The sequence below is a fragment of the Methanomassiliicoccales archaeon genome, assembly GCA_036504055.1.
Taxonomy (GTDB): Archaea; Thermoplasmatota; Thermoplasmata; order Methanomassiliicoccales; family UBA472; genus DASXVU01.
This window is the reverse complement of the sequence record DASXVU010000005.1, coordinates 26,408-52,956: the sequence shown is the minus strand read 5'-3', so window position 1 is coordinate 52,956 and position 26,549 is coordinate 26,408. Positions and strand designations below refer to the sequence as shown.

Annotated in this window: 25 protein-coding genes and 1 other RNA gene; 12 read left to right on the top strand and 14 right to left on the bottom strand. The window is 54.3% G+C overall.

Going from position 1 to position 26,549, the window contains the following annotated elements; genetic code table 11:
• Position 1: 1 nt before the first annotated feature.
• The 7 genes from VGK23_01595 (at position 2) to VGK23_01565 (ending at position 5,444) form a co-directional block, all read left to right on the top strand.
• Entirely contained in the window at positions 2-559 is a 558-nt protein-coding gene (locus tag VGK23_01595) for a methanogenesis marker 17 protein (GenBank protein ID HEY3419229.1), read from the top strand.
• Entirely contained in the window at positions 559-1,485 is a 927-nt protein-coding gene (locus VGK23_01590; protein HEY3419228.1) for a methyl-coenzyme M reductase family protein, read from the top strand. Before VGK23_01595 ends, VGK23_01590 begins: the two co-directional genes overlap by 1 nt.
• A gap of 61 nt (positions 1,486-1,546) precedes the next feature.
• Entirely contained in the window at positions 1,547-2,113 is a 567-nt protein-coding gene (locus VGK23_01585; GenBank protein ID HEY3419227.1) for a flavodoxin family protein, read from the top strand.
• Between the two features lie 7 nt (positions 2,114-2,120).
• Positions 2,121-2,540, top strand: coding sequence for a GIY-YIG nuclease family protein (locus VGK23_01580; protein ID HEY3419226.1), 420 nt, complete (start codon positions 2,121-2,123; stop codon positions 2,538-2,540).
• Between the two features lie 80 nt (positions 2,541-2,620).
• Entirely contained in the window at positions 2,621-2,851 is a 231-nt protein-coding gene (locus VGK23_01575) for a hypothetical protein (protein ID HEY3419225.1), read from the top strand.
• Between the two features lie 150 nt (positions 2,852-3,001).
• Positions 3,002-3,217: a hypothetical protein gene (locus VGK23_01570; protein HEY3419224.1), complete on the top strand. Its 216-nt coding sequence runs from the start codon at positions 3,002-3,004 to the stop codon at positions 3,215-3,217.
• Between the two features lie 643 nt (positions 3,218-3,860).
• The gene (locus VGK23_01565; protein HEY3419223.1) at positions 3,861-5,444 is read left to right on the top strand and encodes an FAD-binding oxidoreductase; all 1,584 of its coding nucleotides are present in this window, start codon (positions 3,861-3,863) and stop codon (positions 5,442-5,444) included.
• Positions 5,445-5,575: 131 nt separating this feature from the next.
• On the opposite strand, the gene VGK23_01560 is transcribed toward VGK23_01565, so the two are convergent.
• Both VGK23_01560 and VGK23_01555 read right to left on the bottom strand, forming a co-directional pair.
• On the bottom strand, positions 5,576-5,722 hold the full coding sequence (locus tag VGK23_01560; protein ID HEY3419222.1) for a YHS domain-containing protein: 147 nt from the start codon (positions 5,720-5,722) through the stop codon (positions 5,576-5,578).
• Positions 5,715-8,237 (bottom strand): heavy metal translocating P-type ATPase, encoded by a 2,523-nt coding sequence (locus VGK23_01555; GenBank protein HEY3419221.1) that lies wholly within the window; start codon positions 8,235-8,237, stop codon positions 5,715-5,717. The genes VGK23_01560 and VGK23_01555 overlap by 8 nt, the downstream gene beginning before the upstream one ends.
• 176 nt (positions 8,238-8,413) lie before the next feature.
• Here VGK23_01555 and VGK23_01550 point away from each other — a divergent pair, with 176 nt between their 5' ends.
• Positions 8,414-9,013, top strand: a complete 600-nt coding sequence (locus VGK23_01550) for a winged helix-turn-helix transcriptional regulator (GenBank protein HEY3419220.1) — start codon at positions 8,414-8,416, stop codon at positions 9,011-9,013.
• On the opposite strand, the gene VGK23_01545 is transcribed toward VGK23_01550, so the two are convergent.
• The 4 genes from VGK23_01545 to VGK23_01530 form a co-directional block, all read right to left on the bottom strand.
• Positions 9,014-9,388, bottom strand: a complete 375-nt coding sequence (locus VGK23_01545; protein ID HEY3419219.1) for a RidA family protein — start codon at positions 9,386-9,388, stop codon at positions 9,014-9,016.
• 52 nt (positions 9,389-9,440) lie between these two features.
• Positions 9,441-10,139 carry an HAD family hydrolase gene (locus VGK23_01540; protein ID HEY3419218.1) on the bottom strand — a complete coding sequence of 233 codons (699 nt, stop codon included), beginning with the start codon at positions 10,137-10,139 and terminating at the stop codon, positions 9,441-9,443.
• A 307-nt stretch (positions 10,140-10,446) separates the two neighbouring features.
• Positions 10,447-10,689, bottom strand: coding sequence for a hypothetical protein (locus tag VGK23_01535; protein HEY3419217.1), 243 nt, complete (start codon positions 10,687-10,689; stop codon positions 10,447-10,449).
• Between the two features lie 33 nt (positions 10,690-10,722).
• Positions 10,723-13,374 (bottom strand): tetratricopeptide repeat protein, encoded by a 2,652-nt coding sequence (locus tag VGK23_01530; GenBank protein ID HEY3419216.1) that lies wholly within the window; start codon positions 13,372-13,374, stop codon positions 10,723-10,725.
• 226 nt (positions 13,375-13,600) lie between these two features.
• Between VGK23_01530 and VGK23_01525 the strand changes: the two genes are divergently transcribed.
• Positions 13,601-14,110, top strand: coding sequence for a DUF835 domain-containing protein (locus VGK23_01525; GenBank protein ID HEY3419215.1), 510 nt, complete (start codon positions 13,601-13,603; stop codon positions 14,108-14,110).
• A gap of 23 nt (positions 14,111-14,133) precedes the next feature.
• Here VGK23_01525 and VGK23_01520 read toward each other — a convergent pair whose 3' ends face one another.
• The 3 genes from VGK23_01520 to VGK23_01510 form a co-directional block, all read right to left on the bottom strand.
• Positions 14,134-14,541 carry a DUF835 domain-containing protein gene (locus VGK23_01520; GenBank protein ID HEY3419214.1) on the bottom strand — a complete coding sequence of 136 codons (408 nt, stop codon included), beginning with the start codon at positions 14,539-14,541 and terminating at the stop codon, positions 14,134-14,136.
• A 194-nt stretch (positions 14,542-14,735) separates the two neighbouring features.
• Positions 14,736-15,644 (bottom strand): isoaspartyl peptidase/L-asparaginase, encoded by a 909-nt coding sequence (locus VGK23_01515; protein ID HEY3419213.1) that lies wholly within the window; start codon positions 15,642-15,644, stop codon positions 14,736-14,738.
• A 99-nt stretch (positions 15,645-15,743) separates the two neighbouring features.
• Positions 15,744-17,063, bottom strand: a complete 1,320-nt coding sequence (locus VGK23_01510; GenBank protein ID HEY3419212.1) for a TrpB-like pyridoxal phosphate-dependent enzyme — start codon at positions 17,061-17,063, stop codon at positions 15,744-15,746.
• Positions 17,064-17,342: 279 nt separating this feature from the next.
• Between VGK23_01510 and VGK23_01505 the strand changes: the two genes are divergently transcribed.
• Entirely contained in the window at positions 17,343-18,071 is a 729-nt protein-coding gene (locus VGK23_01505) for an ABC transporter ATP-binding protein (protein ID HEY3419211.1), read from the top strand.
• A gap of 4 nt (positions 18,072-18,075) precedes the next feature.
• Positions 18,076-21,060, top strand: a complete 2,985-nt coding sequence (locus tag VGK23_01500) for an FtsX-like permease family protein (protein HEY3419210.1) — start codon at positions 18,076-18,078, stop codon at positions 21,058-21,060.
• Positions 21,061-21,362: 302 nt separating this feature from the next.
• Here VGK23_01500 and VGK23_01495 read toward each other — a convergent pair whose 3' ends face one another.
• Positions 21,363-23,111 (bottom strand): adenosylcobalamin-dependent ribonucleoside-diphosphate reductase, encoded by a 1,749-nt coding sequence (locus VGK23_01495; GenBank protein HEY3419209.1) that lies wholly within the window; start codon positions 23,109-23,111, stop codon positions 21,363-21,365.
• A 106-nt stretch (positions 23,112-23,217) separates the two neighbouring features.
• Here VGK23_01495 and VGK23_01490 point away from each other — a divergent pair, with 106 nt between their 5' ends.
• Entirely contained in the window at positions 23,218-23,454 is a 237-nt protein-coding gene (locus VGK23_01490) for a hypothetical protein (protein ID HEY3419208.1), read from the top strand.
• On the opposite strand, the gene VGK23_01485 is transcribed toward VGK23_01490, so the two are convergent.
• From VGK23_01485 to VGK23_01470, 4 genes are all read right to left on the bottom strand, one after another.
• Positions 23,451-24,266: a hypothetical protein gene (locus VGK23_01485; protein HEY3419207.1), complete on the bottom strand. Its 816-nt coding sequence runs from the start codon at positions 24,264-24,266 to the stop codon at positions 23,451-23,453. The genes VGK23_01490 and VGK23_01485 overlap by 4 nt on opposite strands.
• A gap of 79 nt (positions 24,267-24,345) precedes the next feature.
• Positions 24,346-24,819: a DUF835 domain-containing protein gene (locus VGK23_01480; GenBank protein ID HEY3419206.1), complete on the bottom strand. Its 474-nt coding sequence runs from the start codon at positions 24,817-24,819 to the stop codon at positions 24,346-24,348.
• Between the two features lie 293 nt (positions 24,820-25,112).
• Positions 25,113-25,405: RNase P RNA component (gene rnpB, locus VGK23_01475), an RNA gene on the bottom strand.
• Between the two features lie 448 nt (positions 25,406-25,853).
• Positions 25,854-26,444 (bottom strand): dihydrofolate reductase family protein, encoded by a 591-nt coding sequence (locus VGK23_01470; GenBank protein ID HEY3419205.1) that lies wholly within the window; start codon positions 26,442-26,444, stop codon positions 25,854-25,856.
• Between the last annotated feature and the right edge of the window lie 105 nt (positions 26,445-26,549).

Below are 26,549 nucleotides of genomic sequence, written 5' to 3'. Positions count from 1 at the left end.
GATGGAGATCATTGTGGAAGGGCCGGAAAGCTTCGCGAACGAAAGCTACTCGCTCCTGTTGGAGCGGACGCTGGTCGACATGGGCATCACCACATCCATCGACAAAGTAAAGATGATCATCAGACCGGCCGAACCCCTCTTCATCATTTCCATCCGTATGCGGAAGGCCGGGGGGTCCAGAATGGTCTCCGAGATATCCACGATCGAGGAGAGGGAAGGGGGGACGTTCATCTCCATAATCGACGAGAACTATGCCCCGCGGCTGCTCTCGCTGCTGTGGAGGACGTTCGGCAGGGAGAGGATCGAGCAGATCACCCGGCTGGAGATCTTCGCCAAAGGGATGACCGCCGGGGACATCGAATCGCTTCGTTTGGACCCGGAAGAGGAGCTCAAGAAGAAGCTGTTGGACGCCGTGTGGAGGCTTCTGCCGGAAGGATTCAAGGTAAGGCAGGAGGAGGCGTCGGAGATCGCCATGACCATTACCGCCACCGAAAGGACTCTCACTCCGGAGCAGATAGCCCTGGGCGCATCGACCCAGAAGGAAATGGAGGCGCTCTGATGTACAAGGTCCTGCTGTTCGACGGTGGCGTCTACCGTATCAACGAGCTATATGAGCTGATCGAGGACATCGGCGGATTCGTGATCCAGAAGACCACTATCCAGGTGATGATAACGGTGACCATGGCCATCCCAGAAGAGGACCAGCCGATCATCGAGGCGAAATCGCGCGAGCTCGGGGCGAAGCTGGTCGATGTTCCGCTGGCAGGAACGGAGATCGTGGTCGTCGGTCCGACCCTGGGTCGGCATCATATGCCCCACCCCATATGCGATATCGCCGAGCAGCTGCGCCGCTATGGCGCCATCACCGTGGTGATGGGTCTTGCCAGGGGTAAAGGGCGGGCCACCGCGCAGATAACCGCCGACGAGAGGGCGATCATTGACGAGTATGATGCGGCTGTGTTCGTGCTGGGCAATTTCAAGGACTGCATCATCAACGACAAGGTGCGGCTTTTCCAGGACATCTCGGTACCGGTGACCGTGGTGTGCGGTCCAGACATACCCGGGTTGCCTAACTGCGAGGCGCTCGTATCGGGGGTGGGCCGCAAGGTGGAAAGGATGAGGCGAGCGGAGGAGATCGAGAAGCTGGAAGAGGTGTCCACCGCGGTCGACATGACCATCGGCAAGCGCCGCAAGGAGATCGACGAGGACCCCCTTTTTGTACACCCCTCCGAGATCAAGGAGCGCCTGGAGCAGATCCAGGCGGTCAGCGAATCACTGCGTCCGGCTCCGATCGTCCTGCACCTCGATGGCCTGCGGGTCAAGGTGCCGTTCGAGGAATATGGGAATCAGATAGCTGAGCTCGAGGTATATGGGCGGAAGCTGGGCGACATCGCCCGCATAACCGGTTCCAGGATGAAAGGGAGCACCCTCATCCGGATCATGACCGAGTGCGAGGTCAAGGCAAGGGACTCCATCAAACATTGAGCGCTTTCCGAAGGCGAATACCGTTTATAGTCCAATGAGTGAATACTCCTCCGGGGTTGCAATGAAGATCATCGGTATCTCGGGAAGTCCCAGGGTCGACGGGAACACGGAGGTCCTGGTCAAGGAAGCGTTGGAAGGGGCCAGACAGAAGGGTGCGCAGATCGAGTTCGTGGCCTTGTCCGGCAGGAAGATCCAAGGCTGTCTGGCATGCACCGAGTGCGGAAGGAACGGCAAATGCATCATTGACGACGAGATGCAGGACATCTACCCGAGGATGATGGCGGCGGACGGCGTGATCATAGGAACCCCGATATATTTTGGTCAGATGTCCTCCCAGACCAAGGCCTTCATCGACCGGACCTACCTTTTGTCCAAGCTGGGCAAGAAGTTGGAGGGCAAGGTCGGCGGAGTGATCGCCGTTGGCGGACGTGCCGGCCACGAGTTCACCACCGTGGCATTGATGGACTACATGACCCTGCAGGGATTGGTGCTCCCGCCGAAGGCCTTCGCCCATTCATACGCCCGCGAGCTGGGGGCAGCCCGGTCCGATGAGAAAGGACTGAAGGAGGCCAGGGCTCTGGGTGAACGGGTGTTCTCATTGACGTCCCGGCTGGCCGCCACCAAGTGAGGAGGAGTTGCCGATTTCCGGAAGACCAGACCAAGGCCGTGGGACCTATGTCCTGTTGATCACCCTCGACCGAGACCGGACGATCACCATAGGCAAGCTAGGCCGAATACATTTTTCAGCAGGGACATACGCCTATTGCGGCTCGGCCATGGCGGGCTATAGGGGGAGGGTGGGCAGGCACTTCTCCAGGGATAAGAAGCTACGCTGGCATATCGATTTTCTGCTTCAGGAGGCAGAACCCGTTGGTGCCTTCCTGGTCAAAGGAGGTGAGGGAATGGAATGCTCCTTGGGCAGGATCCTGTCCGAGCTGGTGCACTCAGAACCGATCCGAGGGTTCGGCTGTTCCGATTGCTCATGCCACTCTCACCTGTTCCGCATAGATGAGGCGTCCATCCCAGACCTGATCGGTAGGATCGGGCATTTCTAGTTCCCGATGGGTCATCTTCTGGAAAATCATTAATATTCATGATACTCCTATCAATCGCAATACTGGTATGGTGAACGACCGTGGCTGACCCTAAGATGGAAAAGATCGAGCATCGGATCAAGGAACTGAACGCCATCAGGGGTGAATATCGGACCGAGGTCGACGAGGCGGAGGTCGCGTTCAAGAAACGCAAGATCCAGAAAGAGGAGTACGATCGGATCAAGTCCAAATGCGAAGAGAAGATGGAGCGCATCAACGAAAAGGTCAAGGCCTGTCACGATGAGCTCCACGATATCCGCAGCAAGAAATGAGGAACGGCGGGTCCGGCCCAGCATCTGGAACGCCGCCTAGGATCGGCGATGCATCGAGTTTTCTCCTTTTCCGCTTCTATGCTGGATAGCCGGGGACTATACCGTCCAGAAGAATCCTAATATTCATATACTTACAAAGCCAAGTAGTAATTGCCCGGAGGCGGGAAACGGAACCGGACAGGAAGAGTTCAGGGCGGTTCGATAACCTCCTGCTCGATCCTGATCAATTTCGTGGTTATGACCACGGCCGTCATAGAGAAGGAGACGGGTATTACCCGTATCCAGACGCGCACCTGCTCCTGCAGGATCGTTCCTTTCATGCTGAACGGAACATCCGACGGACAGAAATGGAGAACGGTCGCCTGAGGGGAGGGTCATTTTGTGGAATGACCTCAACAGGTCGCCGGAATCCGGTCCGTACCGAAAACTCCGGGCATCAATTCTATATCGGTTCCTAGATCTTACATCTCTCTTGTCCCTGAACATGATGGATTGCACTCTCACGGTCTGGTTTGAATCGGCATTCGGTCAATCGAAGAATAGAAATAGTCTGTACTGACTAGTAACGTACAGGCCCGGAGGCAGAATGCATCTGGGGAAAACAGTGAAGGTGCCCTGCATCGTTTGTGGACGATGTCCTAGGAAGCTGTCCCTGTTCCGGCGAGAGCCGGGTCTGTGTCATATGGTCGGAGCCTGCAGGCTACGATTGGTGCATGGATTCGCAATGGAAAGGACTCTCTCTAAAGAGAAAGAACCTACCTGACGATACAGAGCGTTCAGGGTTCGATCGGGTTCATCTGCAGATTTGACCCGACCTGACCGGAGAACGAAGTACCCAGGGCCCTGTAAACTCCGGGCCATCGATTATTTTCCATGCCGCCGGAAATCCGAGGCGGAATAATCCCTTAACATACCTATACTTTTAACTAGCCATTGCAGATAGATTTTTAATACGTTGATATGCTTCGGGGTTATAATCTCGTTTATATTATCTTCGAGGGTTTCGATCATGGAAGCCGCTGAGCACATACCCAAGAACCTCCAGGCCGCCGTAGCCAAGTTGGAGGATGCCATAGGAAAGGCGAACGTGAACACCAGCAAGATGGAGCGGTTGCTTTATAGCCATGACCTTGCCCCGCTACCGAACATGGCGCAGCTCGGTTTCAAGAGCGTACCGGACATCGTGGTCCGCCCATCATCGACCGATGACCTGCAGAAGATCGTAAGGATCGCCGCCGAGGAGGGCATCCCGATCACTCCCAGGGGATCATCCACCTGGGGACTTGCCGGTTCAGTACCGGTCTTTGCCGGGATCCTGATCGATTTCACCGGCGGCATGAACAAGATCCTCAAGATCGATGAGGTCAACCTGGAGGTCACGGCTCAGGCCGGCTGCACCTGGAAGCAGGTCTATGAGGCCTGCCTGGAGAAGGGAATGTTGCTTGGGTCATATCCAAGCAGCTATCCGAGCGCCACCATCGCTGGATGGACATCCACTGGTGGCATCGGCGTAGGCACCTACAAGTATGGGGGCGCGGCCGACAACATCCGCAACATGGAGGTCGTGATGCCAGATGGTACGATCGTCGACACCGGCTTCAAAGGCGTCTGCGACAACATGACCGGCTATAACCTGACCCGCATCATCAGCGGCGCCGAGGGCACCCTGGCGGTCATCTCCAACATAACGTTCAAGCTGACCCCTGCACCGGAGATCATCAGACCGCTCACCTACTTCTTCAACGACCTGCCGTCGATCGGCGCACCGCTGTTCGAGATCGCCCACAAGCGCGTCGAACCGCTCCACATCAGCTTTTCCGACGGTAACCATTTCGAGCTGCTTAGGAAAACGGGCAAGCACGTGGCCGAGGTCGCCACGGCAATGAACATCACCCTCGAGGGGGATAAGGAGACCGTCGCGCACGAGGAAGCGGTCATCGATGCCATTGCGGCCAAGTTCGGTGGAAGGAAGGCTGACGATGCCGTCGCCGCTCACGAATGGGCCGAGAACTGCTACGAGTTCCGTTGCCGCGAGGTCGGGCTAGGATGCATCCCAGGCGAGGTAGTGGTCCCGCTCAAGGACTACGCGGTCTTCGCCAACCGCCTGTACACGCTCATGAACGACATGAAGATGACTGGCGCCATCATCGGCATACTGGCCGACCGAAACACGGTCATGTTCATGCCCTACTTCCTGTTCAACCCGGATGACCTGGTCCAGCTGACCGCGCTCTCCTTCAGCAAGAAGTGCGGGGACATCGCAATGGAGTACGGTGGCAGGCCGCTCGGATTCGGTGCGTTCTTCGCCTCCAACTTGGACGCGATACGCGGGAACGGGGCGAAATATGTACGCGCCATCAAGAAGACCTTTGACCCGGAGGACATAATGAACCCGGGCAAACTGACCGGAACGACCCTGCGCTACGGCATCAAGATCCCGCCGATCCTGTTCGACAAGGGAATGGACATGATGGCCGTTGCCAAGGTCATGCTGCCCCGCGACACTCAGTTCGACGACAAGGCAGCTGCCTACGCGAACGAGCGCATGATCAAGGAGAGGGCGGAGAAAGAGCACCAGCACCCCAAACACTAAACCCTTAACATCATTGGCGGGCCGAGCCCGCATCCTTTTATCATTTCCATGATCCAGCTTGCTCCGCTAAACGACACACCTATACTGGCTGGTCGGTATTCAGCCCAGATAGAAAAAGAAGGAAGGGGTTTTCACTTCGTGGCGTACTTTTCCGGGCTGGAATCGAACTTCTTCTTGCATCCTGGAGCACAGAAGTAGTAGGTCTTGCCCTTGTATTCCGACTTCCACTTGGCGGTCTTCTCGTCGACCTGCATCTTGCATATCACGTCTTCAGCCATTCTTCTTCACTTCCTCTGGTTTCTTCCTCTTTATCTCAGGTGTATACCTCTTTAACAGGGCGGCATTGGAAACGACGGACACCGATGACATGGCCATCGCCCCCGCCGCTATGATCGGGCTCAGCAGCCAGCCGGTGGCCGGGAAGAGCACGCCGGCCGCTATGGGAATGCCGGCGACGTTGTAGCCGAACGCCCAGAACAGGTTCTGCCTGATCTTCTTCATGGTCTGGCGGCTCAACTGGATCGTCGCTACCACGTCCTTCAGATCATCCTTTATGAGGACCACATCCCCGGTCTCCATGGCCACATCCGTTCCTGAGCCGATGGCCACACCGATATCCGCCTGGGCCAATGCCGGTGCGTCGTTGACGCCATCGCCAACCATCATCACCACCTTGCCCTGCGCCTGGAGCTTGGCCACTTCCTTCGCCTTGTCCTCGGGCAGAACCTCTGCCAGTATGTTGTTGATGCCCAGTTGCTCACCGATCGCCTTGGCCGTCCGGGCGTTGTCGCCGGTGATCATGAAGACCTCGATCTTCATTTCCTTGAGCGCTTCCACCGCCTCCTTCGCCGAATCCTTGGCGACATCGGCGACGGCGATGACTCCAACTGCCTCTCCCCGATAAGCAACGATCACCGCCGTCCTTCCCCGGGCCTCGAAATCGACCACCTTGGCATCGACCCCGGTTACATCGACATTGTGCGATGCCATGAGCTTGCGGCTACCTACGAGAACCTCTTTTCCGTCGACCTCCGCGCGTATGCCCATTCCCGGTACGTTCTCGAACCTCTCCGGGTCCGGCAGCTCTCCAGCCTTCTCCTTCGCTCTGCGGACGACCGCTTCGGCCAGTGGGTGTTCGGACCCCTTCTCCGCTATTCCCGCAAGCCTGATCATTTCCTCCTCCGGCAGGCCGAAGGCGGCCATGTCGGTAACCTGCGGTTCTCCCTTGGTCAGCGTGCCGGTCTTGTCGAACACCACCGCGGTGGTGCGGCCGGCGTTCTCCAATGACTCGCTGCTCTTGATCAGGATGCCGTTCTCCGCACCCTTTCCCGTCCCCACCATGATGGCGGTCGGTGTGGCCAGGCCGAGTGCGCACGGGCAGGCTATCACCATCACCGAAATGAACACTGTCAGAGAGAAGATGAACTGAGGCTGGGTCACTCCGAACAGTCCGTATCCGATGAAGAACCAGAACAGGAATGTGATCACCGCGATGGAGATGACCGCTGGAACGAACACTCCCGCCACCTTGTCCGCCAGCCTCTGGATCGGTGCCTTGGATGCCTGCGCGTTCTCCACCAGGCGCACTATCTGCGCCAGTGCGGTGTCCTTGCCTACCTTGGTGGCCCTGACCTTAAGAAGGCCATTCTTGTTGATCGTCCCCCCGATCACCTCGGAACTCTCGGATTTGGAGACCGGCATGCTCTCGCCCGTGAGCAGCGACTCATCCACCGACGATGAACCCTCGATGACCACTCCATCGGTGGGGATCTTCTCACCCGGTCTGACCACCATGACGTCGCTGACGTCGAGTTCGTCGGCCTGGATCTGCACCTCGACCCCGTCCTTGAGGATCACGGCGGTCTTGGCCTGAAGGTCTATAAGCCTCCGGATCGCCTCGGAGGTCCTGCTTTTGGCCTTCGCCTCCAGGTATTTGCCGAACAGGATCAACGCGATGATCATCGTCGAAGTGTCGTAGTAGACGTTCGGGGTGATGAACTCAGAAGGAAAGAATGTGACCGCCACGCTGTAGATGTAAGCTGCAGATGTTCCCACGGCGATCAGCGTGTCCATGTTCGCCCTCCTGTTCCTTAGCGCCTTGTAGGTACCGGAATAGAACTGATATCCGATGACGAACTGGACCGGCGTGGCCACTAGGAACAGTATCAGGTTCCCCCAGTCCATGAGGAACTGCACCTGACCCAGAGAGGTGAACTGCATCAGGAGCATGAACACCATTATAGGCACCGCCAATGAGAGCGCGGCTGTAAGCAAGACCTTCTGGCGTTTCAGCTCCCTTGCCCTTATCTCCTTCTCCTGGTCCGAGTCCTTCGATTCCAGCACCTCGTAGCCAGCATCGGTGATGGCCTTCTTCATCTGCGGGACCCTTACCCGCTGCGGGTCATAACGCACCGTTAGCTTTTCCGTGGCCAGGTTCACCGACGCGCTCAGCACACCATCGAGCTCCTGGACCGCTTCCTCGACCGTGGAAGCGCATGAGGCGCAGCTCATGCCTCCGATGGAAAGAGTGACCTCATTGATGATCACGTCATATCCAGCATCGATGACCGCCTTCTTCATCGCCTCTATGTTCACCTTGGACGGATCGTAGGTGACAGTGGCCTTCTCCGTGGCCAGGTTCACATTCGCGTTCTCGATCCCCTCCAGGCCGGAAAGGCTCTCCGATATGGTCTGGGCACAACTGGCACAAGTCATCCCCGTCAGCCCGAAAGAGGCGGTCCGCTTTCCTTTCTTGGGGACCGGGACGGCGGTCTCATTGTCATTTTCACTCATCGGTTAACACCATATAGCCCATCGTTCAAGTATCTAGCGATATACGATTGGCATGTTTCTTCATCTGGTTCACGACCAAACGTCAAACCCACGACTATCTTTTACAGACATTCCGTTTCGAACGGAAGATTGTCCCACAGGAAATCTTATAAATTTAATGACGCAATTCGGGCGGTATGAACTTAGATTCAACTGATATCAAGATTCTTAAGGTTCTACAATCAAACGGTCGCCTCTCGTTCAGGCAGATCGCCGAAAAGGTCAAGGTAAGCGTGCCGACGGTCAGCAGCAAGATCAACAGCATGGAGAGCATGGGGGTCATTAAGGGGTATCAGGCGGAACTCGACTCAGAGAAGCTCGGCGGCATAAGTGTCGTCTTGGATATCAAGACCAGACCTGCCGACATCAGAAAGGTATCAGACCGGTTCGCAGGGGACGAGCATGTCCGTAAAGCCTATATCCTGAGCAACAGCCGGATACTTATCGTGGTCACCTTCACCCAGCAGCATCTCATCAACGAGTTCGTGATGAACCTGTCGGACATTCCAGAGATCGTCGAGTACGAACTCACAAACATCATCACCGTCGTCAAGGAGGAACAGAGGGCGGTCATCAACCCGGAGGTCAACGTTGTCCTGACCTGCGCCTATTGCGGCAAGGAGATCAGGGACGACGCCTACAAAGTGAAGGAAGGGGACAAGGAGTACTACGTCTGCTGTCCAGTTTGCCAGAAGAGCCTCGAACAGAAGATAGACAACCTGAAGTCCAAGGCCTGATCAGATCGACGCCACGACGTCGATCTCGATGGTCGCCCCCAGGGGCAGGCGTGCCACCCCAACGGTGGTCCTGGCGGGGAACGGTTCCTTGAAGCTGTCCGCGTAAATCGCGTTGACCTCCTTGAAATGGTCCAGGTCGGTCATGAATATGGTGACTTTCACCACCTTTTCCAAGGAGGAACCTGCCGCTTCAAGTATCGCCCGGATGTTCTCTATCCCTTGCCTCGCCTCATCAGCCGTGCCTGAGGTGACCAACTTCTTTGTGATCGGATCTATGCCGAGTTGCCCTGAACAGAATATCATCTTGTCGGAAATTATTGCCTGGGAATAGGGCCCAATAGGCACTGGGGCCATCTCCGTTCTAACGCTTTTCATGAACCGTCGAAGGGACGCCAAGGCAAATCAATTTACCTATGGTTCGATCGGATCAGATCTTCGACAACAATCCGGGCAAAAACGTTACGTCGGGAATGATTCTGATCACGCCTAAATTGGTCCAGGTGGGCATGTCCGTGGCCCCTGAAAGCACGCCCACGAACCCTGAACCAGCCGACCGCGCACATTCCAGGTCCATCGCATGGTCTCCCACAAGGAGGCATTCTTCATTGGTCAAGCCCAACTTTCCCGCAGCTCTTGACAATGAAATCGGATTCGGCTTCGCCTCTTCGTCAGGGTAATCATCCCTACATATGGTCTTATCGAAATATCTGGTCAATCCAGATGCGGAAAGGGCCGCATCTGTATAACGTCTAGATCCTCTGGTCAAGACTGCCATCCCATACCCTTCGTCTATGAGCCGGCAGAGTGTTTGGTTTGCCCTTGGCACCGCCAGGGTATTCCGGACATTGCGCATCTCGATCTCATTCATTATTCTTCCTACATCAGTGAGAAGCGATCTGGCATCGTCCCCCGATCTGGTTTCTGACAGGTAATGGTAGCATGCCTTCAGATTGCTCGCAATGCTCATCCTTTCATCAAGAACACTGGCGGGGACTCCAGCTTCCCTCATTCTTTCGAGTGCCGACTTTCTCATCAGAGAGAAATCGATGGTGCTATGAACTAACGTTCCATCAAGATCAAAGACCAGTCCCTTAATTCTAAAATTGCCGGAATCGGTTGCAGTCATATCTCACTTTTTGAACACTAATCCACAATATGATGGTTGTTATGGGTCCTTCATCGTTTCTGAAGAATAATTACTGAAATCAAAATCATTATTTTGTGCCTGGCCAGTATTTTTTCATATTTTGATATATAATATTATCTGTAGCATGCTCACTGACCCTTTTAATATCCACAAAACCACATGGTTATTATTGAGTCCTTGGGTGTTAAGAATGAGAGCAAAATCCATCGTAAATTATTGCAATGCTAGGAACCGCGTAAAGAACAAGGCCATGCCGCTCCCAGGTGTCGGCCCTGTCAAGGCGCCACTACCTGGCGTTGGACCAGTTATGCCGCTCCCAGGCGTTGGACCAGTCATGCCACTCCCTGGTGTAGGGCCAGTCATGCCGCTCCCAGGCGTTGGACCAGTCATGCCACTCCCTGGTGTAGGGCCAGTTATGCCGCTCCCAGGCGTTGGACCGGTGTGCAGAGAACTCGCAACAGCTTAAGATCGAAGGCAGAGATCTGAAGGATGAGGTGCTCGAGGCTCTCCTTCGGTCTCTTAACCTCAATTATTTTCTTCATGCTGTCCTGAAAAATTTGCATTATTGGACTGTACACATCAATTCGATGCTTGTTTTGGCATCCCGCATCAATTTGTCATGGCCGATCTTCTCGGCCACGCAGTATGATTCCTGAAGAAGTTGTAAGCCCTGTTCTACATCATCGTTTTCGATGTAGGCTTTAGCGATCTGATACAGCCATTCGCTTAGTCTTACGGGCATATCGATCGATCTGATGATATCGATGCTCTCTTTGAACTCGACCTTTGCCCATTCCCATTCCTTCTTCTTGGAGTAAAGATAACCTCTGTAAAGATGAAGGGTCGAAAGCATGAGCAGGTCGTTCAGCTTCTTGAATATCGAGGTCGCGGAATCTATCATTTCCTCCCCTTTGAGGAAGTTGCCCTCTTCGATGCAAATGGCAGCGGAATTGGCCAAGGCAAATCCTAATGAGTTGAGGTCTCCAGCCATTCGGGCCAGCGTTATGGCCTTCTCCTGATATTCATACGCCTCTTCATATTTCTCGATCTGTCTAAGGTCGTTTCCGAGGCTTGTGCTGACCTTGGATAACATGTTGATATCGCCAGAATGCTCAAGGATGCGGAGCACTTCCTTCTTCATCGGTATGGACTCCTCGAAATGGTGCTGACCGTCGAGCGTCATGGATAGTCCATACATCGACCTGCCAAGACTGGCGTCGTCTCCTATCATCTTCGACAGTTCCATTGATTTTGCGTAATTGGCCGATGCCTCATCCCATCTGCCTCTCCTCATCCATACTGCTCCCAGGTCGTTATACACATCGGCCAGGGTGTGTTTCTCATCGGTCTTCTTTGCCATGTCCAGTGCCAGGTTGAGATATCTCTGCGAATCATCCAGCCTGGACCTTCTGAGGTGTATGGCGCCTATTCGCCAGTTCATCTCAGCCATCAAGCGGACATCGGTGGTGGGAGAGGCCATTGATACGATCTGGCCGAACCGGGCGATGGCGGCGTCCCAATCTCCGGATATCTCCATGATCTCCCCTTGGAGGATCAACATTTCCATCTTGTCCCGTTGTTCGATCTTCGGAGCACTGGACAGAAGAAGTTTCAAGAGCGGGCTGAATTGGACCGCATATCCTTTGTTGATGATTTTTCGTCCGTTGCCCGCGGCAATATCGATCGCGATCGCATATTCCTTGGCCATCAGACAATGGTACAATGCTTCCACGGACGATGGGGCCGACATGTCCTGCAAATAGAACCGGGCAGCGGCCTTGTGATAGATATTGCGTTGACGCGGGGTCAGCTTGCTATACACGAACTCACGCATGAGATCGTGCATCCCGATCATACGTCCGACCGATTCATGCAGGATCGATTTCGAGATAAGCGAGTCCACCGTGTCGTAGGAGATCGCATAGTCCATGGATTCCAGCTCTACGTTCATGCCTCGGCTTTCGTTCTGGATCTCTTCCTCCATGCTGAAGAAGGCATCGATCATCACCGGGTAGCGGAATATCGCCGCGATGCCCATTATCCTCTTTTCCGAGACCTCCAATCTCGAGAACACCTCTTGTTCGATGAACATGCGTATGTTCTTGCCCAAGGCCATTTTCGGGTCCTCGATGAGTTCTAGGAATAATGGATGGCCCTTGGTTATGCTGAAGAGGGACTCCAGGTCGGTCTCCGGAAGGGAACGGGTGCGCATCATGTTGAAGCTGCTGCCCCGGTCCAGGCCGTCGATCTGCATCTCGACCACCAATCCCCGGAAGACCGCTCCTCGCTCATAGAATGACTGCATCTCCCTTGCAGATCCTATCATCCAGACGCCAGGGATCCCCTCGATTGAATTGAGTATCGCTCCGAGGAGGTCCTTGACGCCCTTATCCGCTTTGTGGATATCATCGAAGATCATGAGGGAGTTCGATCCCCTCATGTCCGTCTCCACGATGTGGCAGACCTCACCCAGGACCGGAATATCGGTCTGGGTAAGATAGTATTCGAGGTTCTTCCTTCCCATTTGGGATAGGAATTCTGAAAGCGGCTTCAGCACTCCTTTGAAGTCCACCCATTCATGGACCTTGAACCAGAAGACGTTGATCCGATCACGAATATCCTGTGTGAATTTCGCCAGAAGGGTGGTCTTTCCGATCCCAGGAATTCCATATATCATCATGGCCTTGATGGTATTGGAATCGATCAGACCATACAGCTTTTCCAGTTCCTTTTCCCGGCCAAAGAATGTGCGAATGGCCGGTTTCTTGTCCGAATAGTCCACGAATCTTCTCTCTTCCTTGACCTTTCCCTCATGAAAGGATGCGCAATCGAATTTCCCTCGAGAAACGCCCATGGCCAGTTCAAGGAGCGTATAGCGGTTCGGGAGATACATCCCGATCCTGCCTACTTCATCCTCGTGGATTTCCCCTTTAAGGTCTATCACGTCGACAGTGGTGAACTCTATCGACGCCTTCAGCTTCTTGCCTTCCTCAAAGCCTTTCGGTGAAAGGAAATAGACCAACCGGATAGAAGGAAGACCTTTGACATGTTTGCTTTGGATATCGACGATGCCCTCATCGGACATGACCGTCATTATCTTGGCGACATTATTCCGTCCGACCTCGATCGCGGAAGCGATCCCGTCCTGAGTGACAGGCTTCGGGGCATCGGCGTCCTGACAGTACTTATGCTGAGCAAGGAGGTGTAGGATCACCCTTTCCCTAACAGTAAGCAAGGACTTCCGGGAACCTCGATTCACAATCATCAATCGCAGTGGTACAATAATACTTTACCGGGAAAAATCCGCTAGTTGTGACGGAAAATAGCTACTTTTTGAAAATGAGCATGCTCAAATCGGGTTTAAATATGCTCAATGCGGAATTGTTATTAAGAAAATGGAGAGTGCACAATTGGCAGTTAACAACGAAAATTCACGGATAATGCTGCTTGTTGAAGGATACCCTAGGTCAGGGTTCAAGGTCTTTTCGTCCTTATCCAAGGTCAATGAGAACAGCATCTGCATAACTCGGCTTCATCCGGACTATGTAGCGGAGAAGTACAATGTAAAGAGCCGGAAGTGTTACTGGCTGAGCGGCTGCAAGGGAAAGGATATAATCTCACCAAAATCACTGAGCCAGATAGTGAGGATGGTCAAGGCGGATGCTAAGGCCGGAAAGCCGGTAGTCTTCCTTGACGGCCTGGAGTATCTGCTTCTTTGGAATGAGATGAACAAGGTCATAGCTGCCCTAGGGGAGATCAACACGATCCTCTCGGCCACCAACGGCACCATGGTCATCTGCTTCGACCCTCTTACCCTGGAACAGAACGACCTCAAGAAACTCTGGACATTGTATCCGAAGATGGTACCGGTCCCAGAAACAGAACAGGAAGAGGCCGGAAACAGTCTGAAGATCAAGGAGCCGACGACCGGGACCGGGGCCATTGCCTGATCGAACCAATCAAAAAGATTTTCCTACAATATCTCGGCATACCTCTTCAGTCGAGCAATGTCAGAAGGCTCTATGAGACGCTCGTCGATGGGAATGAAAAGGACCGAACGGGTTTCCATAATTATATCGTTCAATTCCTCATAGAACACGTTCAGCCGGTGGAAATCATTGAAGAGCGCTAGGTATTCCAGGCCGTCGATCACCACCACGCCGTTCTTATGTTCCTTCGCGAAGACAGCGATCCTGTGTTTTAACTTGGTCAGGTTGTCCGGGGATATTCTGTCCTCTCCTGCCCTCTCTCCCAGCCATACGAACTGCATGCTCCGCAGCGGCAGTCTGGCATACATTATAGTGGGATGATATCGGGAGATGCATAGGACATCCTTTCCCGTGTCCGCGACCGACCTGGTGATGCTGAGCGTCTTCTCCAACCGCTCATCCTTTAGAAGGTAGATCCGTCCAAAATCAATCGTATGTTCAGTTTTGCCCGAGCGGATGCTGACTGAAGGAAATGCCAGAATAGCGAATTCGGGCGGATAGGTTTGCACTAGACAGCACCTTCGAACTGAACTACGAGCGATTCTATAACCCGAAAGGGGATAATAAAAGCTTCGCCATCGATTGGCTAAATATCCAGAATGATCTTTCCGGAAGCGTCTATGGAGGCGCACGCCATACGGGGCGTGTTGCTGTAATGGACACAGTTCCCCCGAGAATCGATCGCGATCACCCCTCCTAGTCCGTTCACTCTGTTCTCCAGGTACGTTATGGCCTCACGTGCCGACCCAGCGAGGTCTGATCCTCTTTCCAGGTTGCTGCATACTCGGCGGGCGAGCACCACCTTCATGATCGATTCGCCATAGCCGGTCACGGATACACCGGCCGATGCGTTGTCCGCATAGGTCCCGCAGCCTACCAGGGGGCTGTCCCCCACCCTGCCGTGCATTTTGTCCGGCGTTCCGCCCGTCGATGTTGCGGCCGAAATGTTACCCTCCGAGTCCATGGCAACTGCCCCGACCGTTCCCATTGGTCCTTTGGGCCCCGTCGCACCAAAGGTCGAACGAGGATCGTAATCGCGGTTGTTGAGTAAGGCGTTCCATCTTTTGATCTCCCGCTCCGTGAGCAGGTCGGAGGTCGGCACCATCTCCATTCCTATATACCGGGCGAAATCGGTCGCCCCTTGGCCGGTCAGCATGCAGTGTCTCCCATCATCCATCACACGCCTTGCCAATGTGATCGGATGCCTGATGTTGCGCACCGCGGCCACAGATCCGAACTGGAGATCCTTGCCGTTCATGATCATGGCGTCCATCTCCACCTCGCCTACATCGTTGAGGAAAGAACCCCGTCCCGCATCGAAGGTGGGATCGTCCTCCAGGATTCGGACGGCCTTCTCGACCGCATCCATGGAGCTCCCGCCCTGGGACAGGATATCGTGTCCTGCCCTGACCGCCTGCTCGCACCCTCTAAGATGGGACGCATGTTCATTCTCAGGTATGTCCCAGGCCCCTCCGTGGACAATGATCGCAGTCATGATACTTCCGCCGGTCAGAGAAGACATAACCTCGATATCATTCTTGTCAGAAAAGTGAGAAAAGGGTTTGGTTGGAGTTTGACGGAGACCTAGCCTCGCTCAGCCATTCGTCATCTTGCCGGCGGCGAACTGAGCGTACCCGTTCATGTCCATAAGCCCGTGACCGGACAGGTTGAACACGATGACCTTCTCCTCGTTCTTCTTCTTCGCCTCGAGGGCAAGGTCTATGGCGCACTTGATGGCGTGGTTCGACTCCGGGGCGGGGATTATGCCTTCTGCCCTGGCGAAGGTCACACCTGCCTCGAACGTCTCCAGCTGGTCGTAGGACCTGGCCTGGATATAGCCCAGCTTGCTCATCAGGCTGACCGTCGGGGCCATTCCGTGGTAGCGCAGTCCGCCGGCGTGGATCGGTGATGGCATGAAATCGTGTCCAAGGGTGTACATCTTGAACATCGGTGTCATTCCGGCGGTGTCGCCGAAGTCGTAACGGTATTCTCCGCTGGTCAGGGAAGGGACGGATTTGGGCTCGCAGGCAATGAACTCGGTCTCGCACTTCTTATGGATCTTCTGACCCAGCATGGGGAACGCGAACCCGGCGAAGTTGCTGCCGCCGCCGACGCACCCGATCATGTAGTCTGGGACCGTTTCGATCTTCTTCAGCTGGGCCATAACTTCCTCTCCGATGACCGTCTGGTGCATCATGACGTGGTTGGCGACGCTCCCGAGCGAATACTTGCTGTTCGGGGTCGTCACGGCCATCTCGATCGCCTCGGAGATGGCAATGCCCAAGGAACCCGTGTTGTTTGGATTCGCCTTCAGGCATTCCCTGCCATAATTGGTCACCGGGCTCGGAGATGCGTGGACGGTCGAACCGTAGGTCTCCATGACATACCGACGGTAGGGCTTCTGGTCATGGCTGGCCCGGACCATGAAGACGGTGCACTTCAGATCGAACAGGGCGCAGGCAAGTGCCAATGAGGAGCCCCATTGGCCCGCTCCGGTCTCGGTGGTCAGGTTCTCAGTGCCCGCCTTCATGTTGAAATATGCCTGCGGTATGGCGGAGTTCGGCTTGTGGCTACCGGTGGGGCTGAGGTCTTCACGCTTGAAATAGATCTTTGCCGGGGTCTTCAGTACCTGCTCCAGCCTGATGGCCCTCTGCAAGGGGCTTGGCCTGCACAACCTGGCATATGCAGTTCTGACCTCTTCTGGAATGGTGATGTACCTTTCCGTCGAGATCTCCTGCTCGATGATGTTCTTCGGGAATATGGCCTCCAGCGCTGCCGCAGGCACTGGCTTTCCGGTCTTCGGGTCTGCGGGTGGCGGAATGGGCTCCGGCGAATCGGCAGCGATGTTATACCACTTCGTGGGAAGCTCTTCCATCCCCAGATTGATCCTAATGTCTTCTGGCTTGAAAGTCATGACCTCACTAATGAAAAGGGGAATATATAACAATTTTGAGTAATGATGTATCTATATGTACATCAATAAAACAACGGACCATTATGACAGTGAGTGGAATATTCATTTGACTTCGGCAATCGCCATACACGTTGACCGCGTCCCTCGGAGAACCGGATTCATTGACTTTGACGTTTGAAAACATCTCCCCCGGTTCTTATTGGCCGGTGTGGATATTATGTGGAAGTTAATAGAAAGATGTTATATAGCTCAGGCCAAATCCAAGCTCAGGCCCAAAAGGTGGTCATCATACCAATCATCCATACTGAAGAAGTTAAAAAGACGTATGTCACCGGAAACGTCACTGTTCAGGCCCTGAAAGGGCTCAGCATCGACATCGAAAAAGGCGAGATGGTCGCAATAATGGGACCATCTGGTTGCGGAAAGACGACCCTGCTCAATTGTCTATCCGGCATAGATGAGGTGACCGAAGGCAAAATCATAATAGACGGAAGCGACCTCACATCGATGAATGACGATGAGAAGACCAACTTCCGGGCCAAGAAGATGGGTTTCGTCTTCCAATTCTACAACCTGTTGCCGGTCTTGACCGCCTCCGAGAATGTAGAGCTGCCATTACTGATATGCGGCGAAGATCCATCTGTGGCCAAGAAGAGGGCCATGGAACTCCTGGAGATCGTCGGTCTCAAGGAGAGGGCAGTCCTCAGGCCAGCATCGTTGTCGGGCGGTGAAAGGCAGAGGGTGACCATCGCACGGGCATTGGCGAACCGGCCGGCCTTGGTCTGGGCGGATGAGCCCACCGGCGATCTGGACAAGAAGACGGCCGACGACATCGTGGCCCTCATGAGGCGCTTGAACAAGGACGTGGGGGAGACGTTCGTCATCGTCACCCATGACCCGGAGGTCGGAGCCAAGTGCGATCGTATCATCCATATGCGTGATGGGCAGGTCGTGTCCACCAACGGGCACGTCGAGAACATCGCCAAAGAGATCAAAGAGATGGGGTGATCCCTTGAAGGTTCGGTCGGTTCTGTTCGCGGTGATATCGGTCCTAGTGCTGATATTGCCATTCTTCATACTGCCCATCGCCTACGCGTTGGTAGCGGCCGTGGCGATACTTGCGATCCTGATCCTTGTCGACGCAAGTCGCAACCGGATATTGTTCAGCATGTCTCTGAGGAACATCGTCCGCCGTCCCGGGACGACAGCTCTGGTGATCGGTGGCCTAATGGTCGGAACGGCGATCATCTCCGCTTCGTTCGTGGTCGGTGACACCATGGACAACATGATCACCGACCAGGTCACCAAGGGAATGGGGCAGGTCGATTTCGAGCTGCAGTCCAGCAATGTCGGCACCTTGGTATATTACAATTCAACCCAGATCGCTCCTCTGGTTTCCAACATAAGCACCACACAGCACGTTCGTGCGGCGGATACGCTGATCATTTCCTCGATCTCCATCCGCGATGCTCGTACTCAGCTCTTCTCGCCATCGGTGACGCTGTTGGGGGTCGACAACAAACTGATCACCGACTTCGGCGGCCTGGTGAACAGGAACGGCACGATGGTCAGCGAGGCGCCCGCGACAGGGACGATAATAATCAATGAAAAGGCGGCACTGGACCTGGCCGCCCAGGAAGGGGACCAGGTCATGGTGTTCTACCAGGGCATCCCCACGATGGTCACGGTCAGCAAGGTGGTGACCGCATCGCAGTTCGGGGGGTTCAACTCCAACGCCAACGTCTTCATGAACCTTGCAGACGCTCAGGCGTTCACAGCACATCCAGACACGGTCAATACCATATTGGTCTCCATCGAGCCGAAGGGCAATGATCCGTTCGGATATTCCGTACAGGTAAGGAACGACATCACCGGCAGCATTGCCGACACCATGCCCGGGACAGGCATGAAGATCGAACTGGACAAGAAGGAGATGCTTGATAGCGGAAGGAGCAACCTGAGCCAGTTCACCTCCATGTTCTTCGTTCTGGGATCGTTCTCGGTCATGGCCGGTATGCTGTTGATCGTCAACATCTTCACGATGCTGGGCGAGGAGAGGAAGAGCGAGATGGGGATGTCCCGTGCCATCGGCATGCGGAAGACCCACCTGAGAAAGCTGTTCGTCTATGAAGGTCTCGTCTACGCCTGCGTGGCTGCGGCGGTAGGCATGGTGGTCGGCGTTCTGATGGCAGACCTGATCATCCTCGGTATCTCGGGCATGCCGATGTTCGGGGACACGAACCTGAGCAACTACTTCACGTTCTCTTTCTTCTCCCTGGCCATATCGTTCGCTGCCGGGTTCATGATCACCATCGTGACCGTCTACTTCGTGACCAGGAGGATATCCAACCTGAACATCGTCCGGGCCATCAGGAACATCCCGGAACCGGCGGTCCGCAAGGAGGACAAGAAGGCGTTCCGGACCGGGATCGTCCTCTTCGCCGCAGGTCTCCTGCTGATGGTCCTGGGCATGCAGACCTCCAGTCTGGCGCCGGCTGCCGGCGGACTGTCGATCATGGGCATATCCATGGGTCTGTTGCTCCGCCGCTTCATCGGTGACCGCCCGGCCTGGGTCATCGCCGGGGCGATCGTGTTGTTTGTCTGGTTGCCCAAGGGCGACTTCAAGATATTCGACTACCCCTCGGGGATCGAGATGCTGATAGTGTCGGGCCTGTTCATGATAGTGGCCAGTCTGCTGATCGTGATGTTCAACTCGAAGTTGTTCGTTTCTTTCTTCACGGCGATATTCCGTTTCAAGAACGGATACCGCGCGGTGATCAAGACCTCGATCTCTTATCCGCTAAAGGCACATTTCAGGACCGGGATCAGCATATTCATCTTCGCCATCGTCATCTTCACCATAACGGCGCTGTCCATGATGACAGGCATGCTGGGGGTGGGCATCACCAAGATGGTGGATGAGACCTCGGGAGGGTTCGACGTCATCGGGTTCAGCATGTCCCCGGTCACCTCCGACCCATGGGAGCATATCAATGCAACGGCGGGTCCTCTGGCGAAGGAGAACGTCACCATGCTGGAGGCGCTGCCCACCACGAACGTGATGGTCCAATACATGAAGGTCTATCCCAACGGAACGGTCGAACCTAAAACGTTCACTTATATGGTGACCGGCGTGAAGGACAGCTTCAACCATCTCGGCAATTATCCGCTCACCGCCTGGAACAGCACCCTGTACCACACCGAGAACGATGTGTGGGCGGCGGTCCAGCAGGACCCTTCGCTAGTGATCTTGGACGGTTCGAAGTATCCGTCATCGAGCAGCTTCGGATTCGGTATGAACACGCCAAGCACCCTCAACCTGGGACAGCAGTTCGCCATGGTCTCCAGCGACGGCATCGCAAAGAACGTGACCGTGATCGGGTTCATGAAACAGAGCAACCTGAACGGGGTGTTCATATCGGAATCGTCCTTCAACGAGACGTATCACCCGATCGGCTCAAGCCTGTTCCTGGTGAAGTTCGCATCCGGCCTAGACTCGGACCAGCAAGCGTCGCTGTTCAAGCAGGAGTTCGTTGCCTTCGGGGTCCAGACCATAGCCATCAAGACCCTTGCCAAGCAGATAACGAGCACCATCGACAGCTTCATGACATTGTTCCAGGCATTCCTCAGCATGGGCCTGGTCATCGGTGTCTCCGGCCTGGGCATCATAACCATAAGGTCGATACACGAGAGGAGGCTGGAGATCGGCATGATGCGCGCCATGGGCTACACGCGACGCATGGTCGTCATGAACTTCGCCATCGAGTCGGCGTTCATCTCGGCCTTGGGGATCGCCATCGGATCTGCATTAGGGATCGTGGTCGGATACGATATCTGGAGCCTGTACCTGAACGGCATGGGGATGGACTTCGTCATTGCCTGGGTACCGATCTTGGGACTTGGCCTGGCCGCGTTCCTAGCAACGGTGCTTTGCGTCATACCGGCAGCACGCGGTGCATCCAAGGTGGCACCGGCCGAGGTGCTACGCTTCGAGTGATGCACCGGCAAAACCTCTTAATCATTTTTTTAGAATTTAGCTGGCCCAGCAAACGCGATCGATCGAATCCTTAGAGATTGGAAAACTGATGCCGGCTTCGTACTTCCTTGGGGGAAAGTGTGAATATTGGGGGGAGGAGTCTCAATCGACGAAGTCGGCGAGTCAAGAAAGGTCTTGGCTTTGATTGGACTGCCTAAAAGCCGATCGGTTTTTTCCCCATATAAAGATGGTCAGTCGGCTATCACCTTTGATATCGAACGTAATGAATATTAATATTCTGTCCCATCCCCGCTCTCACATATTCACACCAGCTGACCGCAGGTGGCGCACTCGACGCCCCTCCCGCCCGCCGTGTAGACCTGGCCCGGTTTGGTCCCTTCCCGGTATACGGTGATCCCCTTGCAATGGAGCTCGTGCGCAAGGTGATAGATCTTCCTGATGTCCTCCACGGTGCTTGATTCCGGCAGATTGATGGTCTTCGACACAGCATTGTCCACATATCTCTGGAAGATGGATTGCATCCGCACCTGTTTCTCAGGTTCAATGTCATGGGCGGTCACGAATATGTTCCTCATCTCCTCCGGTATGGATTCTATGTTCTGTATCGAATCCTGGTTCGAAAGGAGCCCGAGGATGCGATCCCTCTCCAATCCCTTGCGACCGGCAGTGTCCAAGAAGAATTGGTTCATCTCATGGAGGGTCTCTCCGTCAAGCACGTGCTTATCATAGTAGAGGGCGAAGAAAGGCTCGATCCCGGACGAACAGTTCGCTATCATTGATATGGTACCGGTGGGGGCAATGCTGAGGACGGTGGCGTTCCGTCTGGGCGAGTCGAATTCGCTTGCCTCGATGTTCGGGAAGTCCCCCCGCTCCTCACCGATCCTCCTGGTCGTCCTTTCCGCCTGGTCCCTGATCGTCCTGATGACCTCCTCGGCCAGCACCTCGGAGGCTTTGGAACCGTAACGGTGGCCGAGCTTTACCAGGATATCCGCGAAGCCCATCACCCCGAGCCCTACCTTCCGGTTGCCCTTGACGACGAGGTCGATCTGTCTCAATGGATATCTGCTCGCGTCGATCACGTTGTCCAGGAACCTGATCCCGGCATCGACCGTGTCCTTCAGTTTGTCATAGTCGAGCTCATGATCCCCCTTTCGTTCCACCAGCATCCGGTCCAGGTTGATCGATCCCAGATTGCATGCCTCGAAGGAAAGCAACGGCACCTCCCCGCATGGGTTGGTCGCCTCGATGTCCCCCAACCCCGGTGTCGGGTTTCTCCGGTTGATCTCATCCAGGAATATCATGCCCGGGTCTCCGCTTCCCCAGGCCCGGGAACAGATCTCGTCAAGCAACGAGCCCGCATGCACCGAGCCGGTCACATTCGAATTCCTGGGATTGATGAGCTCCAGCTGGCGCCCTTCTGAGGCACGGTGCATGAACTCATCGGTGACCCCGACGGAGATGTTGAAGTTTGACAGTGTCTTTAGGTCAGCCTTTAGCCTTATGAACTCTCTGATATCTGGATGATCGACGCGCAAAATCCCCATGTTGGCCCCGCGCCGGCGCCCGCCCTGTTTTACGGCGTCCGTGGCCACATCGAAGACCTTCATGAACGATATCGGTCCGGATGCCGTTCCGCCGGTCGAGGCTACCAGATCGCCGGACGGACGAAGACGGGAGAAAGAGAAACCAGTCCCTCCACCGGTCTGGTGGATTATCGCGGCGAACTTGACCGCGTCGAAGATCTGCTCAATGGAATCTCCCACCGGGATCACGAAGCAAGCCGCCAACTGCTGCATATGAGTCCCCGCGTTCATTATGGTGGGGGAATTGGGAAGGAACTCCAGGGAGCGCATCATCCGATGGAACTCAACCTCCTCCTTCTCGGCGTCCCGATCATGATAGAAATAGTCAACCGAGGCGAGGTTTCGGGCGATGCGCCTGAACATGTCCTCCGGGGTCTCTATGACCTCTCCTGACCTGCCTTTCAGCAGGTACCTTTTCCGGAGCACGGTCAAGGCGTTCTCACTGAGCTTGGGGAACTTGTCCGACATCAACGGTTCAGTGTGTGCTCAAATGGCATAAATATATGCAGAAACCTGGTAAACTCCAGGTAGGGATTAAGTATTATCCGAACCCCTCTGGTTTCAGGTATCTGGTATGCGCTATGGGGCAAGCAGCAAACTTCCGCCTGAGAGATTGATCGCCAAGGCCAAAGCCTATTTCCTGAAGCTGGGAATGACCGTGGTCAGCGAGGACACGGACAGCATCTGCCTGGAAGGCGGAGGCGGATCGGTGACCGTCACCGCATGTGGTGAGAACCAAAGTGAGGTCGACATCACCACCACCGAATGGGACAATCAAGTGAAGATGTTCATCCAGATGATCAGCGTCTAGGCCCGGAAAAGACGTCCCGGCCTTGACGCTCCTTTCTCGGTGATCACTTCTGTGATCAGTTCCAGGGGAGTGGGTTCGAACAGCTGGGTGCGTTCCGACATCCTGCCGTTGTTCCTCTCCTCGATGATCCAATCGGGCTTCAGTTCCGAAGTGACCTTGAGGGTGCTCGACGCCACGTAGACGGGAATGCCCGCCTGGACCGAGGCCAGGGCGATGGCGTAGGTACCCACCTTGTTGATCAGGGCCTGTGGGGTTATGGCGTCCGCGCCGACCAGACAGAGGTCGGAGCTCCTCGCCTCGGCAAAGACCATTGAGTCGGTTACAAGCGTTACCTCCATCCCATCGTTAGATAGGATCTCCGCGGTCCTCCTTCCTTCTCCCAACGGGAACGACTCGGCCACGATGACCTTGATCTCCTTATTCTTGGAGATGGCCTTCAGGACGTTCACGACAGTTCCAGAATAGGAAAGGGTGAGCACCGTCCCTTCAATCTTTTCGGTGATCTTCTCGACGATCCTGTCAGTAGCCGTCCTTTCGTTGCTCATCAATCTTTCCACCGAGCTCAGTGCCGTCTTGTCCGGGTCGGGGTCGTAGGACGCTGCCTCCATGATCTTGGCAATGTTGCTGAGGGGGGCCATCGCCGGCTTCGCCTGTCTCAGCAATTTGGAGAAACCCAGCATCTGTTCGCCGCTGGTGTCATGATCGCTGAGGATCTCGTGAAGCGCCTTCAGAACGTAGATGGCCGTCTCCGATGACCCGGAGATCGAATCGTTCTTTATCTTTTCAGCGAGCGCCTCTAGATCGTTCGGCATGAGGACTCGAAACTCTTGCGGCAATATGAATGATACTAGTTGCTAAAACGAAAATAATGGGGAGGTAGGGCCGATAGCCCTACACCGTTGGATATACGACCTCATCCGATGCCTTTTCCAAGGCGTTGAGGCTGGTCTGATAATGGTTCTTTGGGTCCAGGCTGATGATGAAATTGGCGTCCCCGGCCTGCATCTCCTTCTGGACCTTCTTTATGACCTCGAGCACCGGCCTGGTTCCATTCCACATCTCCAGCACATCGACCCCGTTGAGCACCACGATCCCATCGTGGTTCAGCCTCAAAAATTCCTTGACGTTCTCCTCAAATTTCGCCAGGTTCATCGGGGGAATGCAGCTGTTCTCCGGTCTTGGCGTTAGCCATTTGGTCTGCAACGGATCCGAATTCAGACTGAATTGGGTTCCAAGCTGGCTCGGCGAATGCTTTGAGATGTACAACGCCGCCCGACCTCGCGCCAATTCTTTCCTCAACAGTTGATGTGTTCTCAACGGCACTCTCTCCTCGATCAGATATAGCTTTCCAGATGAGATCCTCACAAACTTCCACTCCTCACACTTGCTATACAGCCTTACGTTAGTGTCTTGATACCAATTGCCCGAGTTCTTATCGGATATTTCGTAATATTCCGTAATAAACACGAAAAAATTGCGGTTTGCGGCGGAATTACGGTCCTTCGTTGATACCGGTCCGGACCCAATCCTTTAATCAGAATTTCATACCAGTCAGAACAATATTGGGCCATTTGGGATCGGATCGATGACGACGTCATTTCCGCTGATTCCACGAAATATGGCGATGGTTCGGTTTTGTTGGAGGAATCATTAGTGCCAGGTGAGGGTAGTAGTCCCCTTTCTGTTTCAGGCAGCATTCAACTAAGCGCCCTACCTGCCAGTCCTGAGCTGTCATTCCGGCTGTTTGGGCTTGCTCCTGTGAGGTGTCGCCGTTTCACCAAATTCCCGGGAACGTCACCGCCTAACGGATCATCCTATTGATCGGGACTGTGTCGTTTCTGCGCCCTTGCCCGGGCTCTCGCCCGACCGCTTTTGCAGTCCACATTTCTCATGGAGTGGGGAACTTCCTCAGCTGGACCGAAGTCCTACCGTCGGCCGCCCTCCCTCTCCTGGCAGGCGTTCCTAAGTAAAGCCGATATAAATAATTCACCGTCACATATTCCTTGCCAGGGTATTTCATAGACCCGATAGTTCTTACATGTTGATCTCTTGATGAGATGGAATGGATTTGGAACACCGGTCGTAGTTATATTCGTTCGCGAATGACGTGGTACGAAATATCGTATCGTTGGATCTATCGGTCATTGATAACTTAACCTGAACGTTACGATAGCCAGTTTTGAGAAAATATCAGAATCAAAAGTGATAATAGCTTCCCGAGGTTTATAAGGAGAAAATGTCGATTCGTCGTTTAGGAAGTCCAATCAAAAGGCAAGACCAATACCTTGACCGACTTCGTCGATTGCGATTCTCCTCCTCCTCCTTGTAGTCATAGAAACGAAGTCGGTCCGAATTTTTAACCTCTGATGTGAACCATTTTCAATAGGACACGTTCAATTCTAGATCTTAGCGGTTGATGAGGGTCGATAGCAAAGCACAACGTTCCCTGAAGCGAATGGTTGGGCTTTGATCAATTTCAGATCAAGATCGCTCTCTAATCCTTCGAAAATCCTAGTGCCTGCCCTTAACATGACCGGCGCAATCGTGAAACGGAATTCGTCTATCAGCCCTGCCCTAATGAAAGGAATAGCCATATCCGATCCGCCCACCGAGATGCTCTTCCCTGGCTGGTCCTTGAGTTTCCTGATCTCCTCAGGATCAAAATCATGTCTGAGCGAGACATTACGCCAATTTTCTTTTTCTTCTACCTTATCCAGAGTCCTGGAGAACACCATCTTTTCGGTGTGGTTGATCAGGAGCGCGATCTCGAGATCGTTCTCGGTTGCGGAAGGGTCCTCGGCTATCTTCGGCCAAGCGGATTCCATCAATTGGTATATTCTCCTTCCAAATATGAAGAGATCAGTTTCTCGGAGCTGATCGATGGCGAACCTATTGAAGTCATCGTCGACACGATGCCAAGAAATATCATGATTGGGTCCTTCGAAGTAACCATCTAGGCTCAGGGACATGAACAGGAATATTTTTCTCATTGTTACCTGAATATTCTTCGGTGAACGAAGTATATAAAAGTCTGGCAATCTTAATCGAGAATAGGGTCAAGAACAATCTTTGAGGGTTTCATTATTCTCCTAATT

What these genes read in the sequence shown, in the direction of transcription:
- VGK23_01595 (HEY3419229.1), top strand. Translation starts at nt 2, where the DNA reads ATGGAGATCATTGTGGAAGGGCCGGAAAGCTTCGCGAACGAAAGCTAC.
- VGK23_01590 (HEY3419228.1), top strand. Translation starts at nt 559, where the DNA reads ATGTACAAGGTCCTGCTGTTCGACGGTGGCGTCTACCGTATCAACGAG.
- VGK23_01585 (HEY3419227.1), top strand. Translation starts at nt 1,547, where the DNA reads ATGAAGATCATCGGTATCTCGGGAAGTCCCAGGGTCGACGGGAACACG.
- VGK23_01565 (HEY3419223.1), top strand. Translation starts at nt 3,861, where the DNA reads ATGGAAGCCGCTGAGCACATACCCAAGAACCTCCAGGCCGCCGTAGCC.
- VGK23_01560 (HEY3419222.1), bottom strand. Translation starts at nt 5,722, where the DNA reads ATGGCTGAAGACGTGATATGCAAGATGCAGGTCGACGAGAAGACCGCC.
- VGK23_01555 (HEY3419221.1), bottom strand. Translation starts at nt 8,237, where the DNA reads ATGAGTGAAAATGACAATGAGACCGCCGTCCCGGTCCCCAAGAAAGGA.
- VGK23_01550 (HEY3419220.1), top strand. Translation starts at nt 8,414, where the DNA reads ATGAACTTAGATTCAACTGATATCAAGATTCTTAAGGTTCTACAATCA.
- VGK23_01545 (HEY3419219.1), bottom strand. Translation starts at nt 9,388, where the DNA reads ATGAAAAGCGTTAGAACGGAGATGGCCCCAGTGCCTATTGGGCCCTAT.
- VGK23_01540 (HEY3419218.1), bottom strand. Translation starts at nt 10,139, where the DNA reads ATGACTGCAACCGATTCCGGCAATTTTAGAATTAAGGGACTGGTCTTT.
- VGK23_01525 (HEY3419215.1), top strand. Translation starts at nt 13,601, where the DNA reads ATGCTGCTTGTTGAAGGATACCCTAGGTCAGGGTTCAAGGTCTTTTCG.
- VGK23_01515 (HEY3419213.1), bottom strand. Translation starts at nt 15,644, where the DNA reads ATGACTGCGATCATTGTCCACGGAGGGGCCTGGGACATACCTGAGAAT.
- VGK23_01510 (HEY3419212.1), bottom strand. Translation starts at nt 17,063, where the DNA reads ATGACTTTCAAGCCAGAAGACATTAGGATCAATCTGGGGATGGAAGAG.
- VGK23_01495 (HEY3419209.1), bottom strand. Translation starts at nt 23,111, where the DNA reads ATGTCGGACAAGTTCCCCAAGCTCAGTGAGAACGCCTTGACCGTGCTC.
- VGK23_01490 (HEY3419208.1), top strand. Translation starts at nt 23,218, where the DNA reads ATGCGCTATGGGGCAAGCAGCAAACTTCCGCCTGAGAGATTGATCGCC.
- VGK23_01485 (HEY3419207.1), bottom strand. Translation starts at nt 24,266, where the DNA reads ATGCCGAACGATCTAGAGGCGCTCGCTGAAAAGATAAAGAACGATTCG.
- VGK23_01470 (HEY3419205.1), bottom strand. Translation starts at nt 26,444, where the DNA reads ATGAGAAAAATATTCCTGTTCATGTCCCTGAGCCTAGATGGTTACTTC.